General features: G+C 69.6%; 11 protein-coding genes. 4 read left to right on the forward strand and 7 right to left on the reverse strand.

Features of this window, described 5'->3' with window-relative positions; translation table 11 throughout:
* The first annotated feature begins 155 nt into the window (after positions 1 to 155).
* From ACLB90_RS07370 to ACLB90_RS07380, 3 genes are read left to right on the forward strand one after another with little or no spacing between them, the layout of a single operon-like run.
* The gene (locus tag ACLB90_RS07370) at positions 156 to 1,322 is read left to right on the forward strand and encodes an MdtA/MuxA family multidrug efflux RND transporter periplasmic adaptor subunit (protein ID WP_411852311.1); all 1,167 of its coding nucleotides are present in this window, start codon (positions 156 to 158) and stop codon (positions 1,320 to 1,322) included.
* A complete protein-coding gene (locus ACLB90_RS07375) occupies positions 1,319 to 4,426 on the forward strand; it encodes an MdtB/MuxB family multidrug efflux RND transporter permease subunit (RefSeq protein ID WP_411852312.1) in 3,108 nt (1,035 codons plus the stop codon). Before ACLB90_RS07370 ends, ACLB90_RS07375 begins: the two co-directional genes overlap by 4 nt.
* Complete coding sequence (locus ACLB90_RS07380) at positions 4,423 to 7,488, forward strand: efflux RND transporter permease subunit (protein WP_411852313.1); 3,066 nt, start codon at positions 4,423 to 4,425, stop codon at positions 7,486 to 7,488. The genes ACLB90_RS07375 and ACLB90_RS07380 overlap by 4 nt, the downstream gene beginning before the upstream one ends.
* A gap of 43 nt (positions 7,489 to 7,531) precedes the next feature.
* Here ACLB90_RS07380 and aroG read toward each other — a convergent pair whose 3' ends face one another.
* The 6 genes from aroG to ACLB90_RS07410 form a co-directional block, all read right to left on the reverse strand.
* Positions 7,532 to 8,605 (reverse strand): 3-deoxy-7-phosphoheptulonate synthase AroG, encoded by a 1,074-nt coding sequence (gene aroG / locus ACLB90_RS07385; protein WP_411852314.1) that lies wholly within the window; start codon positions 8,603 to 8,605, stop codon positions 7,532 to 7,534.
* Between the two features lie 273 nt (positions 8,606 to 8,878).
* Positions 8,879 to 9,232 (reverse strand): hypothetical protein, encoded by a 354-nt coding sequence (locus tag ACLB90_RS07390; RefSeq protein ID WP_411852315.1) that lies wholly within the window; start codon positions 9,230 to 9,232, stop codon positions 8,879 to 8,881.
* The gene (locus tag ACLB90_RS07395; protein ID WP_411852316.1) at positions 9,229 to 9,984 is read right to left on the reverse strand and encodes a DNA alkylation repair protein; all 756 of its coding nucleotides are present in this window, start codon (positions 9,982 to 9,984) and stop codon (positions 9,229 to 9,231) included. Before ACLB90_RS07395 ends, ACLB90_RS07390 begins: the two co-directional genes overlap by 4 nt.
* The gene (locus tag ACLB90_RS07400) at positions 9,981 to 10,475 is read right to left on the reverse strand and encodes a MarR family winged helix-turn-helix transcriptional regulator (protein ID WP_411852317.1); all 495 of its coding nucleotides are present in this window, start codon (positions 10,473 to 10,475) and stop codon (positions 9,981 to 9,983) included. The genes ACLB90_RS07395 and ACLB90_RS07400 overlap by 4 nt, the downstream gene beginning before the upstream one ends.
* Positions 10,476 to 10,505: 30 nt before the next feature.
* The gene (locus ACLB90_RS07405) at positions 10,506 to 11,798 is read right to left on the reverse strand and encodes an ATP-binding protein (RefSeq protein ID WP_411852717.1); all 1,293 of its coding nucleotides are present in this window, start codon (positions 11,796 to 11,798) and stop codon (positions 10,506 to 10,508) included.
* Between the two features lie 32 nt (positions 11,799 to 11,830).
* Positions 11,831 to 12,538, reverse strand: coding sequence for a response regulator (locus ACLB90_RS07410; RefSeq protein WP_411852318.1), 708 nt, complete (start codon positions 12,536 to 12,538; stop codon positions 11,831 to 11,833).
* Between the two features lie 103 nt (positions 12,539 to 12,641).
* On the opposite strand from ACLB90_RS07410, the gene ACLB90_RS07415 reads away from it, so the two are divergent.
* Complete coding sequence (locus tag ACLB90_RS07415; protein WP_411852319.1) at positions 12,642 to 13,595, forward strand: retropepsin-like aspartic protease; 954 nt, start codon at positions 12,642 to 12,644, stop codon at positions 13,593 to 13,595.
* Between the two features lie 23 nt (positions 13,596 to 13,618).
* Here the strand turns inward: ACLB90_RS07415 and ACLB90_RS07420 are convergent, their stop codons facing one another.
* Complete coding sequence (locus ACLB90_RS07420) at positions 13,619 to 14,665, reverse strand: LLM class oxidoreductase (RefSeq protein WP_411852320.1); 1,047 nt, start codon at positions 14,663 to 14,665, stop codon at positions 13,619 to 13,621.
* Positions 14,666 to 14,673: the final 8 nt, after the last annotated feature.

The following is a 14,673-nucleotide window of genomic DNA, read 5'->3' on the forward strand; positions in this document are numbered from 1 at the left end:
CGGTACCATAGCGGCCCCGTCTTCGCGGACGGCATCCAGCCACGCTGCGGCATTCGTCCTGCGGCCCCGCCAGACATTCCCACTTCGTCTCGCCTGCCCCCACGGGCCGGTACCTCATGGACGCGCCAACCGCTGGTGGGCGCGCAGGATGCCCCATGTCTGCCCCGCTGCCCCCGTCGTCGCGTACCCGCCGTCTGTTCAAACCGCTGTTGCTGCTGGCCGTGCTGGCCGCTGGCGTGATCGCCTGGCGTGTGTTCGCGCCGGCACCGGCGGACAAGGCGGCCCCTGCAGCCACTGCCACCCCGGTACGCGTGGCCACGGTGGTGCGCGAGGACCTGGTGGTGCGGTTGAAGGCGCTCGGCACGGTGACCCCGCTGCACACCGTGAGCCTGCGCAGCCGTGTGGATGGCGAACTGCTGCGGCTGGCCTTCCGCGAAGGCCAGCACGTCAAGGCCGGCGACCTGATCGCCGAGATCGATCCGCGCCCCTACCAGGTGCAGTTGGCGCGTGCATTGGGCACCCAGCAGCAGAACCTGGCCGAGCTGGACAACGCCCAGACCCAGCTCAAGCGCTACGTGGAACTGCAGAGCAAGCACTTCGTCTCCGCGCAGGAGCTGAGCGACCAGCAGAGCAAGGTGCGCCAGCTGCAGGGCCGCCGCCAGACCGACCAGGCCGCGGTGGACGAAGCACGCCTGCAGCTGCAGTACACCCGCATCACCGCGCCGGTGGCCGGGCGCATGGGGCTGCGCAACGTGGACGTGGGCAACCTGGTGCGCAGCGGCGATACCGAGCCGCTGGCCACCATCACCCAGACCATGCCGATCAGCGTGCTGTTCACCGTGCCCGAGCCGGACCTGCCGGCGGTGGTTGCCGCCGTGCGCGCCACCCCGCAGCTCACCGTGGAAGCCTGGGACCGCGAAGAGCGCCATGCGCTCGGCGACGGCGTGCTGTCCAGCCTGGACAACCGCATCGATACCGCCACCGGCACGCTGAAGCTGCGCGCGCAGTTCGCCAACGCCGATGAAACCCTGTTCCCCAACCAGTTCGTCAACATCCGCCTGCAGGTGAGCAGCAGCGACGCGGTGGTGATCCCCAATGCCGCGGTGCAGTTCGGCAGCAAGGGCAGCTATGTCTACGTGATTGCCGCCGATGACACCTCGCACCTGCGCAACGTGGTGCTCGGCCCCGCCGACGGCGAGCGCGTCTCGGTACGCGAAGGGCTCAAGGCCGGCGAGCGCGTGGTGGTGGAAGGCATCGACGGACTGCGCGAAGGCGCCAAGGTGGAGGTGGTCGCCCAGGATCCGGCGCGGACCGGCGCATGAACCTGTCGCGTCCCTTCATCGAGCGCCCGGTAGCCACCACGCTGCTGATGGTGGCGCTGCTGCTGTCCGGGATCATGGCCTACCGGCTGCTGCCGGTGGCGGCACTGCCGCAGGTGGATTACCCGATCATCCAGGTGACCACGCTGTACCCGGGCGCCAGTCCAGGGGTCACCACCAGCGCGGTCACGGCGCCGCTGGAGCGCCAGCTCGGGCAGATTCCCGGCCTGAAACAGATGTCGTCCACCAGCTCCGGCGGGGCCTCGGTGATCACCCTGCAGTTCTCGCTGGAGGTGGTGCTGGGCGTGGCCGAGCAGGAAGTGCAGGCCGCCATCAACGCCGCTGACAGCTTCCTGCCCGATGACCTGCCGGTGCCGCCGGTGTACCGCAAGGTCAATCCGGCCGATACCCCGATCCTGACCCTGGCGGTGACCTCGCAGGGGCTGTCGCTCCCGCAGGTGCACGACCTGGTCGATACGCGCATGGCGCAGCGGCTGTCGCAGCTGCCCGGGGTGGGGCTGGTCAGCCTGGCCGGCGGCCAGCGGCCCGCGGTGCGCATCCAGGCCAACCCCTCCGCACTGGCCGCCAACGGCCTGAGCATGGCGCACATCCGCCAGGCCATCGGCGCGGCCAACGTAAACCTGCCCAAGGGCAGCTTCGATGGCCCGACCCGCGCGATCATGCTCGATGCCAACGACCAGATGCGCTCGGTGGCCGAGTACCGCGCGCTGATCCTGGCCTACAAGGACGGCGCGCCGCTGCGGCTGGGCGATGTGGCAACCATCGAGGACGGTGCCGAGAACCGCCAGCTCGCCGCCTGGTCGGGTACCACCCCGGCGGTACTGGTCAACATCCAGCGCCAGCCCGGCGCCAACGTGATCGCCGTGGTCGACCAGGTGCGCGCACTGCTGCCGCAGTTGCAGGCGTCGCTGCCCAAGGGCGTGGATGTGACGGTGCTGAGCGACCGCACCGAGTCGATCCGCGCGTCGATCCGTGGGGTGCAGCACGAACTGCTGATCGCCATCGCGCTGGTGGTGATGGTCACCTTCGTGTTCCTGCGCAACATCCCGGCCACGATCATCCCGTCGATCGCGGTGCCGCTGTCGCTGGTGGGCACGTTCGGGGTGATGCTGCTGGCCGGCTTCTCGCTCAACAACCTCACTCTGATGGCGCTGACCATCGCCACCGGCTTCGTGGTCGACGATGCCATCGTGATGCTGGAGAACATCGCCCGCCACCTGGAGCGCGGCGAGACGCCCCTGCAGGCGGCGCTCAAGGGGGCGCGCCAGATCGGCTTCACCCTGATCTCGCTGACCCTGTCACTGATCGCGGTGCTGATCCCGCTGCTGTTCATGGCCGACGTCGTGGGCAAGCTGTTCCATGAGTTCGCCATCACCCTGGCGGTGGCCATCGGCATCTCGCTGCTGGTGTCGCTGACCCTGACCCCGATGATGTGCGCGCGCCTGCTCAAGGCCGGGCACGCCACCCGCCGCGACAGCGACGGCCGCGAATCGGCACAGCAGGGCGATCCGTTCGACCGCGTGGTTGCCCTCTACGACCGCCAGCTGCGCTGGGTCCTGGAGCGCCAGCCGCTGATGCTGGCCGCCACCGTCGCGACCCTGCTGCTCACCGCGGCACTGTACCTGTGGGTGCCCAAGGGCTTCTTCCCGGTGCAGGACGCCGGCCTGATCCAGGGCATCAGCGAAGCGCCGCAGTCGATCTCCTTCCAGGCGATGGCGCAGCGCCAGCAGGCGCTGTCGTCGGCACTGCTGGCCGATGAGGACGTGGCCAGCCTGTCCTCGTTCATCGGCGTGGACGGCAACAACGCCACGCTCAACAGCGGGCGGCTGCTGATCGAGCTCAAACCGCATGCACAGCGCGATGCCGATGCGCAGGCGATCATCGCGCGGCTGCAGCAGCGTGTGGCGCATGTTCCGGGCATCCGCCTGTACCTGCAGCCGGTGCAGGAGCTGGGCATCGAAGACCGGATCAGCCGTACCCAGTACCAGTTCACCCTGACCAGCCCCGACAGCGCTGCACTGGCCACGTGGACACCGCGCCTGCTCGCCCACCTGCAGCAGTCGCCCGCACTGGCCGACGTGGCCAGCGACCTGCAGGACCAGGGCCTGCAGGCGCATGTGCTGATCGACCGCGTGGCCGCCGCGCGCCTGGGCATCAGCGTGGACGCGGTGGCCGATGCGCTGTACGACGCCTTCGGCCAGCGCCAGATCTCCACCATCTTCACCCAGGCCAACCAGTACCGTGTGGTGCTGGAAGCGCGGCAGGACGCCGCGTTCGGGCCCGACGCGATCGCGCGCCTGCACGTGACCGGCCCGGACGGGCGGCAGGTGCCGCTCGCCGGCATCGCCCGCATCGAACAGCGCCCGGCGCATCTGCTGATCAACCACGTCGGCCAGTTCCCGGCGGTCACGGTCTCGTTCAACCTGGCCGACGGCGCGTCGCTGGGCGAGGCGGTGGCGGCCATCGAAGGCGCACGCGCGGCGATCAACCTGCCGACCGGCGTGGAGCTGCGCCTGCAGGGCGCCGCCGATGCGTTCCGCGCGTCGCTGTCGAGCACGCTGTGGCTGGTACTGGCGGCCGTGGTGGTGATGTACCTGGTGCTGGGCGTGCTCTACGAGAGCTTCATCCACCCCATCACCATCCTCTCCACCCTGCCCTCTGCCACGGTGGGCGCGCTGCTGGCGCTGCTGCTGAGCGGCCGCAGCCTGGACCTGATCGCGGTGATCGGCATCGTGCTGCTGATCGGGCTGGTGAAGAAGAACGCGATCATGATGATCGACTTCGCGCTGGAGGCCGAGCGCGAAGCGGGCATGCGCCCGCGTGAGGCCATTCACCAGGCGGCGCTGCTGCGCTTCCGCCCGATCCTGATGACCACGCTGGCCGCGCTGTTCGGCGCAATCCCGCTGATGTTCGCCAGCGGCTCCGGTGCCGAGCTGCGCCAGCCGCTGGGCGTGGTGATGGTCGGTGGCCTGGTGGTCAGCCAGGTGCTCACCCTGTTCACCACCCCGGTGATCTACCTGTTCTTCGACCGGTTCCGCCGGCGCCCCGTCGCCGCCGGCGGCGAGGCCGCCGAGGCGCAGGCATGACGCCGCTGTCGCGGGCGATCGGCTGGTTCGTGCAGCACCCCGTCGCCACCGTGCTGCTGTCGGTGGCGGTGGTGCTGGCCGGCCTGCTCGGGCTGCGCCTGCTGCCGGTCGCGCCGCTGCCACAGGTGGACTACCCGGCCATCAACGTCAGCGCCAGCCTGCCCGGGGCCAGCCCCGAGTCGATGGCCGCCAACGTGGCCACGCCGCTGGAGCGCGCGCTCGGCACGATTCCCGGGTTGACCGGGATCGATTCGGCCAGCACGCAGGGGTCCACCCAGGTGGAACTGAAGTTCGCGCTGGGCCGCAACGTGGACGATGCCGCGCGCGATGTGCAGGCCGCGATCAACGCCGCCCGCGCACAGTTGCCGAGCGGCATGCCGGGCATGCCGCAGTACCGCAAGGTGAATCCCTCGCAGGCGCCGATCCTGGCGTTGGCGTTGAGCTCGGACAGTCTCTCGCCAGGCCAGATCTACGACGTGGCCTCGACCGTGATCGCGCAGAAGCTGGCGCAGATCCCCGGTGTGGGCGAGGTGCAGGTGGGCGGCAGTTCGCTGCCGGCGGTGCGCGTGTCTCTGGACCCCAACGCACTGAACCAGTACCGCATCGCGCTGGATGATGTGGCCGCGGCGATCCGCAATGCCAATGCGCTCAAACCGCTCGGCACGGTCGCCAGCCAGTCGCGGCAGTGGCAGCTGGAGGCAACACTGCAGCTGCGCACGGCTGCCGAGTACCGGTCACTGGTGGTCGCGATGCGCGACGGTCGGCCGGTCCATCTGGAGGACGTGGCAGCGGTCAGCGAAGGCGTCGAGGACCGGTACGCCAGCGGCTTCCACAACGCGCGCCCGGCGGTGCTGCTGATTGTCAGCCGCCAGCCGGATGCCAACATCATCGAGACGGTCGATGCGATCACCGCGCAGATGGATACCCTGCAGGCGCTGCTGCCCGCCAGCATCGACATGCAGCTGGTGATGGACCGCTCGCCGGTGATCCGCGCCACCCTGCGCGAGGCCGAGCTGACCCTGCTGCTGGCGATCGCGCTGGTGGTGCTGGTGGTACTTGCCTTCCTCGGCCACTGGCGCGCGGCGCTGGTGCCGACCCTGGCGATCCCGGTGTCGCTGCTGGGGGCGCTGGCGATCATCGCGCTGCTGGGTTTCTCGCTCAACACGCTGTCGCTGATGGCGTTGATCGTGGCGGCGGTGCTGGTGGTGGACGATGCCATCGTGGTGCTGGAGAACATCGCCCGCCATCGCGAGCTTGGTGCCCCGCCGCTGCAGGCCGCATTGCGCGGCGCCGGCGAGGTTGGCGCCACGCTGCTGTCGATGAACATCGCGCTGGCCGTGGTGTTCGTGTCGATCCTGTTCCTGGACGACTTCGTCGAGAAGCTGTTCCGCGAGTTCTCGCTGACGCTGGTCGCCGCGATGGGCGTGTCGCTGCTGGTGTCGCTGAGCCTGACCCCGATGCTGTGCGCGCGCATGCTCGGGCAGGCGCGGCCCGGGCCCGGCAATGGGCTGCAGCGCGCGGGCACCGCCCTGTTCGAACGCCTGCGCGGCGCCTATGTGGGCAGCCTGCAGAAAATGCTGCGCTGGATCGCGCTGCCGCTGCTGCTGTTTGCCGGTGTGATCGCGCTGAACGTCTGGCTGTTCCAGCAGGTGCCCAAGGGCATCGTGCCCAAGCAGGACACCGCGCAGCTGCGCGGCTTCGCGCGTGGCGACGACGGGCTGTCCTTCCAGGTGATGCAGCCCAAGATCGAGGCCTATCGCCAGCTGCTGCTGGCCGATCCGGCGATCAGCGACATCATCGGGTACATCGGCGGGCGCAGCGGGGTCAACAACGCCTTCATCATGATCAAGATGAAGCCGCTGGCCGAGCGGAAGGTTTCCAGCCAGCAGGTGATCGACCGCCTGCGCGCCAACATGCCGAAGATCCCCGGTGGCGGGATGTTCCTGTGGGTGGACCAGGACATCAAGCTGGAAGGCAGCGGCGACAGCGGCCAGTACGAGTTCCAGCTGCTGTCCGGCGACCTGGCCGCACTGCGCCAGTGGACGCCGCGGGTCGGCGATGCGCTGCGCGCCCTGCCCGAGCTGGTGGACGTGGAGTCCAAGGGCGACGAGGGCATGCGCCAGGTGGTGCTGGACATCGACCGCGACGCGGCCGCGCGGCTGGGCGTGGACATGCGCATGATCGCCTCGGTGCTCAACAATGCCTTCAGCCAGCGCCAGGTGGCCACGCTGTACGACACGCTCAACCAGTACCGCGTGGTGATGGAACTGGACCCGCGCTACACGCAGGACCCGTCCACGCTGGAACAGATCCATGTGATCGGCAAGGATGGCCAGCGCCTGCCCCTGTCGTCCATTGCCCGCTGGGACTACGGCATGGCGCCGGACCGGATCTACCACAGCCAGCAGTTCGCCTCGGTCTGGATCGAGTTCGCGCTTGCGCCCGGCGTCACGCTGGACCAGGCAGTGAAGGCGGTGGACCGCGCAATGGCCGGGATCATGCTGCCCACCCACGTGCAGGCGCGGCTCAGTGGCGAGGCCGGCGGCTTCGAGAAACTGCGCGCACGCCAGCTATGGCTGATTCTCGGCGCGATGCTGGCGGTATACCTGGTGCTTGGCGTGCTGTACGAGAGCTTCGTGCAGCCGCTGGCGATCCTCTCCACCCTGCCCTCGGCCGGCGTGGGCGCGCTGCTGGCGTTGATGGCGTTCGGCAACGAGTTGAACCTGATCTCGCTGCTGGGGCTGTTCCTGCTGGTCGGGGTGGTGATGAAGAACACCATCCTGATCATCGACTTCGCGCTGTCGGCCGAGCGCGAGCGCGGCCTGTCGCCCTACGATGCGATCTGCGAGGCCGCACGGCTGCGCTTCCGCCCGATCCTGATGACCAGTGTGGCCGCCCTGCTCGGTACCCTGCCGTTGATGCTGGCCACCGGCGAAGGCTGGGAGATGCGCCAGCCGCTGGGCATCGCCATCGTCGGCGGGCTGCTGGTCAGCCAGTGGCTGACCCTGTACACCACCCCGGCGATCTACCTGGCATTGGCGAAGCTAAGACGCGCCGCATGACAAACGGTCGGCGTGCCCCGCGCACTGCAGGGCACGCCCCAACTCACGCCGCCTCGCTGACCCGCGCCGCACGGCGGGCGCGCACCGCCTGCGCCAGCGACTCCAGCACGGCCAGCGAGCTGTCCCAGCCGATGCAGCCGTCGGTGATGCTCTGCCCGTAGACCAGCGGCTGGCCCTCGACCAGATCCTGGCGGCCCGCCACAAGGTGGCTCTCGACCATCACACCGACGATGCGCTCTTCGCCATTGGCCAGCTGCGCGTTGATGTCGGCGATGACCTTGGGCTGGTTTTCCGGATTCTTGCTGCTGTTGGCGTGGCTGGCGTCGATCATGATGCGCGGGGCCAGGTGCGACTTCGCCAGCGTCTGGCTGGTCGCCTCGACGTGGCTGGCATCGTAGTTGGGGGTCTTGCCGCCGCGCAGGATCACATGGCAATCCGGGTTGCCGGCGGTGGCAACGATGGCGGTGCCGCCTTCCTTGGTCACCGACAGGAAGTGGTGCGGGTTGGAGGCCGCGCCGATCGCATCGGCGGCGATCTTGATGTTGCCGTCGGTGCCGTTCTTGAAGCCGACCGGGCACGACAGCCCCGACGCCAGTTCGCGGTGCACCTGGCTTTCGGTGGTGCGCGCACCGATCGCGCCCCAGGCCACCAGGTCGGCGATGTACTGCGGCGAGATCACGTCGAGGAACTCCACGCCGGCCGGCAGGCCCAGCTTGTTGATGTCGCGCAGCAGGCCGCGCGCCACGCGCAGGCCCTTGTTGATGTTGAAGCTGCCGTCCAGGTCGGGATCGTTGATCAGGCCCTTCCAGCCCACCGTGGTACGCGGCTTCTCGAAGTACACGCGCATGACGATCTCCAGCTCATCGGCGTACGCATCGCGCAGCGGCTTGAGGCGCTGGGCGTACTCGATGGCGGCCACCGGATCGTGGATCGAGCACGGGCCGATCACCACCGCCAGACGGTCGTCGCGGCCATGCAGGATCTCGTGGAGGGCGGCGCGCGAGGCACTCACCGTGTCGGAGGCTTCGTCGTCGCAGGGCAGCATCGCCAGCAGCTGTGCCGGCGGGGTCAACGGTTCGATTTTGCGGATGCGCAGGTCGTCGGTGTGGGGGGGCATGGGGGAACTCCTTGGAAGGTGGGGGTCCCCAGCGCGGCGGCAACAAAAAAGCCGCCAGGTGCGCTGGCGGCTTTCGGGAATGCGTCTGAAATTTTCTTCAGGGTGAGCGCATGCCTTCCTCCGCCGGTGGCTTCGGAAAGTAATACCAAAAGTAGGAATTGGCGGGGCGTGCGTTCATTGGGGAGTAGTGATAACACAGGGTTTCAGGGCTGCCAACTGTTTCAAACGCAACTGGCGCGCCGCGTTCAGTCCGCGATCCGGGGCGCGCCCGGCTCATGCCGGAGGCAGCACCGAGGTGCACAGATGGGTGCCGATGCCGATGTCGTCCAGGCCTTCGCCGCCCAGGTACAGGGCACCGGCAACGCCCGGATGCAGCGCGTCTACCTGCGTGCGCCACACATCGATGGCCACCACGGTCAGCGCGACCGCACGACGGTTGACCGGGGCCGCCGCCGGGCGCATCTGTCGGACGTCGTCCGCCGTCCTGGGCACCTCGTATGCACTCAGGAAGACATCGCCGGGCACCAATGGCCGCCCGCGGGAAACGAAGCCCACCACCACCGGCGTGCCTGCCTGGTCGTGCATGTGCGCCTGGACGAAGAACTCGACGGCGTCGGACCGGCTCATCCGGCCTTGTCCAGCAGACGCAGCGCGCGCTTGCGCACATACGCATTGGCGGCGCCGGCATGGCGCTCGGCCCAGCCCGCACACAGCGCCCGCACCCACGCCGGCTGGCTCTTGCCGGCGTCGTTCAACCAGTTGCCCACCGAATCCTGGACGTAGCGGGATTCATCGCAGCACAGTGCCTCCAGCAGCGGCTGCGCGTGCTGCGGTTCCTGTTTGAACAGCGCGATGTGGGCGGCCCACACGCCGCGCGGGCGCAGCGCTTCGCAGGCGAAACGGCGCACATTGGGCGAGGCATCGGCGGTCCAGCCGTGCACATGCGCCAGCACCCGCAGCGGCTCGGCGGCGATATGCGGGCGCAGTGCCAGCCACGCCCATTCGCGCACGCCGAAATGCGGGTCGTCGGCCAGCGCGCGCATCGCATCGAGCTTGTGCTCCAGCGTCAGGCGCGGGTCGCTGCCGATCAGATAGCAGGCCCAGCCACGCACGGTGTCGCTGGTATGGGTCTGCCAGTGCAGAGGATCGCCAAGCGCATGCGCGCGCAGCAGCGTCGCCGCGCCCTGCATGCGCAGGGTGATGCCGCTGTTGGCGGCCTTGCGCATGCTGGCCACGGCCGAGGCCGGCAGCGACGGCGCGACAGCAGCCAGCAACCGCGCGAAATCCAGCGCAAGGATCTCGGCCAGATGGGTGGCTTCGACCAGGCCTGCATCCAGCTGGGCACGGCGTTCGCGCGACAACGGTTGCTTGTTCGTCATGCTGCCTTCCCCGCATCGGTGCGCGCCCAGATGCGGCACAGCATGCCACTGAGCAGGCTGCGCTCCTGCGCGGTGAGGTCGGCGAACAGGCTGCGGATCCACTGCGTGTGCTGGTCGAACAGCTGCACCGCGAGCGCCTCGCCCGCCGCGGTGAGGCGCACGTTGACCCGGCGTTTGTCGTCCGGATCGGGGTGGCGCTCCAGCAGCGCGTCGCGCGCCAGGCCGTCGAGCAGCCCGGTGATGGTCGCGCGGGTCACGCCGGCGCGCTCGGCGAGCTGGTGCGGCGACAGCGGCTGCTCGGCACCCTGCAGCAGGAACAGCAGCACGAACCGGCCTTCGCTCAAGCCCAGCGGGGCCAGCCGGTTCGCGCAGTCCTGGTCGATCGCGCTGGACAGCGACAGCAGCTGGAAGCACTGGGCCAGGCCGTCCAGCTCGGCATGGCCGCGGCGCTGCAGTTCGCCCAGGAAAGCCTGGTGTTTGGGTTCCAGCATGGGGTGCAGGCAATGTAGTACGGCGGCTAACTATATCGGAAACCGCAGTCGAACGATCAACCCGCCCCCCGGCCGGTCCAACAGCAGCAGCTGGCCGCCGTGCTGGCGCACCGCGCCCTGCACCACGGCCAGGCCCAGGCCGGTACCGCCGGTACTGCGGTTGCGGGAGGTCTCATGCCGCTGGAACGGTTGCAGCACCCGCGCCCGTTCCGCCTCGGGAATGCCCGGGCCACGGTCGGCGACGTCCACACATACCGCCTCTGCCGTGCGCTGCACGCTCAGTTCCACAGCGCCTGCATAGCGCGCGGCGTTGTCGATCAGGTTGTCCAGCGCGCGCCGCAGGAGCAGCGCGTCGCCGTGCCAGGGCAGGTGCGCGGGCAGATCGGCCTGGATCTGCACGCCACGCAGGCGCGCGGACTGTACGCAATCGTCCAGCAGCGCGCCCATTTCCACGGGCTGCATCGAGGCCGGCTCCAGTTCGCCGCGTGCGTAGTCGAGCACCTGTTCGATCATGGCGTTCATGCGTTCGATGTCGGCCACCATCCGCGCGGCCTGCGCAGGCGGTGCGGATTCCGCGCGCAGGCGCAGGCCGGTCAAGGGGGTACGCAGGTCGTGTGCCACGGCGGCGAGCATGCGCGTCATGTCCTGCGCCTGGTCGCGCAGGCGCTCGCGGCCGGCGTTGATTGCACTGGCCAGCACCTGCACCTCGCGCGGGCCATCATCGGGCAGCCGTGTGGTCGCGTGCAGGGTCACCGCAGCGCTCGCATCGGCCAGCCGCCGCAGCGGACGCCCGATCCGCAGTGCGGCCCAGGTTGCCAGCGGGGCCAGCAGCAGGGTGCCGCCGAGCAACGCCAGCAGCACCTGCCGACGCCATGCGGCCACGTCGCTGACGTCGCTGCCCAGCACCTGCCAACGGCCATCGGCGCGGCGCACGCCGAGTTCGAATGCCGGCCACTGCAGGGCTGCCAGCAGCGCGCCCTGCGTTCGTACCACCTCGGGGTCGGCGCTCGCGCTGACCGATGCGCCGCGGGCGAACACCTTGATGTCCGGTGCTTTGTCGGCCCCTTTCCAGACCAGCCTGACGTGCTCGACCGGCTGGCCCAGTTGCTGGGCGACCAACTGCGTCAGCCAGGGACTGGCATGCCCGCCGGGTGGCGTCTCGCGCAGGGTCACACGCATCCCTTCCGGCCCCGGCGCGCGCGCACCGCGCAGCACCTCCACCGCACGATCCAGCCGCATCTGCGGTGGCGCGGGCCGTGGCATCCAGCCGATCACCGCCAGGCTGACCAGGGTGGCGAGCAGCAGGCTGCTCACCGCCAGCATCGCGATCCAGGCGGCCGTGGACCAGCGCCGGGTCACAGCGTCTCCACGGTGGCGTCGAACCGGTAGCCTTCGCCCCGCAGCGTGTGGACGAGCGCCTCGCCGCCGGCAGCCGCCTGCGCCAGCTTGCGACGCAGACGGCTGATGGCCAGATCCACGGCGCGGTCCACGCTGTCATGCGCGTCGCCGCGGGTGAGCTGCATCAACCGCTCGCGGTCGAGCACCCGGCCGGGACGCTCGGCCAACGCCTGCAGCAGCGCGAACTCGCCACGGCTCAGCAGCACTTCGGTGCCATCGGGTGCCCACAGACGACGCTGCTCCGGCAGCAGGCGCCAGCCGGCGAACCGCAGCTCGACCACCGCCTGCCCGCGCAGTTTGTCCTGCCGGCGCAGCAGCGCGCGCACGCGCGCGATCAGCTCGCGCGGATCGAAGGGTTTGGCCAGATAGTCGTCGGCCCCCATTTCCAGGCCGATGACGCGGTCCGGCGTGGCCCCCATCGCCGACAGCATCAGGATCGGAATGGCACGGGCCTGCAGCCGTCGACAGACCGACAGGCCGTCCTCACCCGGCATCATCCAGTCCAGGATGATCGCGTCGGGGCGCTGGACCGCGAGCAACCGGTCCAGCGCCTGCGCATCGGCGGCCACGCGCACGCGGAATCCGTGCCCTTCCAGGCACTCGGCAAGGGCGTCGCGGATGCTGGTGTCATCGTCGACCACGATGATGTCGGCGGTTGCGTTCATGCGTGCAGTATCGGGCAGCTCTGTATCGGCACGGTATCAACGCGGACATTCCCGCGATACGGCAATGCGGGTCAATGACGCCTCCTTTCCACGGCGATTTCCCATGCACCCTGCCCTGCTCCCGCTGTTTGCCGCCACGGCCGCGGCCGTCCCCACCGCCCCGATCGCCCCCGCCGCCACAGCACCGGAACATGTGCTGCCGATGTGGATGCAGGCGATGCACCCTGCCATCGCCGTGCGCCTGGATGGACGCGCAGAGCCGCTGCGGTTCGTGGTGGACAGCGCCGCAGGAGCCACCCTGGTCGACAGCCGGATCGCCCGCCGCTACGGTCTGGAAGACGTCGGCAACCCGACCACCGGGCAGATCCGCGGCGCGTCCGCCAGCAGCGCCACGGCGAACCGCATGCGGCAGGCCGACTGGGCGATCGGCAGCATGACGCTGAAGATCGTGGGCATGCACTCGGACCTGTCACGCCTGTCCGCGCCGGAAAAGGCGGTCACCGTTGACGGCATTCTCGGCAACGACCTCACGCGGCGCTGGGATACCCGCTGGGATTTTGCCGCGAAGGAACTGCAGTTGTGGACGGCCGGCCAGCTCGCCGGGGGGCCCCATTGCCAGGCCAATGCGATGCCGAAACGACGTCGGGGTCTGGAGGGCTTCGGCTTCATCACCACCCGCCTGGGCGACGCCGGCATCGAGGCGATTGCAGTGGTGGATACCGGGGCCGCGCAGACCGTGCTCAACGCCGCCGCCGCGCAGGCCCTGGGGCTGCGCACCGATGGCAGCGATCCGCGGGTGGTGCCGCGCGAGAAAGGCACCGAGGGGCTGGGCGGGCAGCCTCAGCCAAGCTGGCTGTACACCCTGCCCGCGCTGCGCAGTGGCGCGTGGCAGCATCCGGCCTTCGAGGTACGGATCAGCGCGCTGCCGGTGTTCAAGGCAATTGGACTGGAGGATCGGCCGGCGTTGATCCTGGGTGCCGACGCGATGCTCGACAGCCAGGTGGACATCACCGCCGGTGCGGCGCGCATCTGCCTGCAGCGCCCCTCCGCCGGCTGAGGGCTGGCGATGGGGCCTGCGTGTTACCAGCGCACGGGCGCTGCGGGCGGCCCGTCATGCGAGGGGAACAGCGGCAGCACGTACTCGGCCAGCTCCTGCAGCACCTCTGCGGCGGGCCGCCGCGAGAACTGGATGCCGAGCGCGGCGTGGTTGACGCCGGCCCGTTGCCACTCGCCGAGCAGGTCGATCAACCCGTTGCGGCCGGTCCGCAGCGTGTAGCCGCCATTGAGCGGGGTGCGTGGATGGTGCGGGTCCTCCACCAGATCCAGCCATTCATTGGTGACATGCGGCCGGAAACCACCGTCGGGAATGAGACGGCGCCACGCCCGGATCTTCTCCGCCAGACGCTGCGGCCCACCGGCATGGTGGGTCGCATCGGGATAAGTGAGCCAGCCATCGGCGTGCTGCCCCACCCAGTCGAGCGTCTGCCGGGAGGTGCCGGTCACCAGCAGCGGAATCGCGCCGGCCACCGGTTTGGGCAGCAGTTCCACGCCCTGCAGCACGCCCAGCGGCAAGTCGATCTGCAGCGGGCCGGACTGCATCAGCTGGCGCACGTAGGCGACCGACGCGGCAAAGCGCTCGCCACGTGTGGCGTGATCCAGACCATAGGCGGGGAACTCGACCGGTCGATCCCCGGAGGCGATACCCAGCACCAGGCGCCCGCCGGACAGCTGGTCGAGGGTGGCCGCCTTGGCCAGGTCGATCGGGTGCCGCAGCGTGAAAATCGCGCTGCCCGTGGCGAGCGCCAGCCGCTCGGTACGCGCGGCAAGGAAGGCCAGATAGGTGAAGGGATCAAACACCTGCCCGGCGTCGCCGAACAGCGGATCGAACAGCGGCACGTCGCGCACCCAGGTCGCGGCGAAACCATCGTGGTCCAATTGGCGCACCATATCCGCCTGGCCGGCCAGCACCTGCATGTCGCCCTGGTAGACGCGCAGCGGCAGGAAGATGCCGAGGGTGAGCGCGCCCTCGCGGAACATGCGCTGGTAGCCGGCGTGGTGGGCGAACGCAGGGGCGGAGGCGCCGGTCAGGGGCGCCGGCATCGCGGCGATATCGGTCAACAGCGTCATCGTTGGAA

This window comes from Stenotrophomonas sp. LGBM10 (assembly GCF_046736075.1).
In the GTDB taxonomy this organism is placed as follows: domain Bacteria; phylum Pseudomonadota; class Gammaproteobacteria; order Xanthomonadales; family Xanthomonadaceae; genus Stenotrophomonas.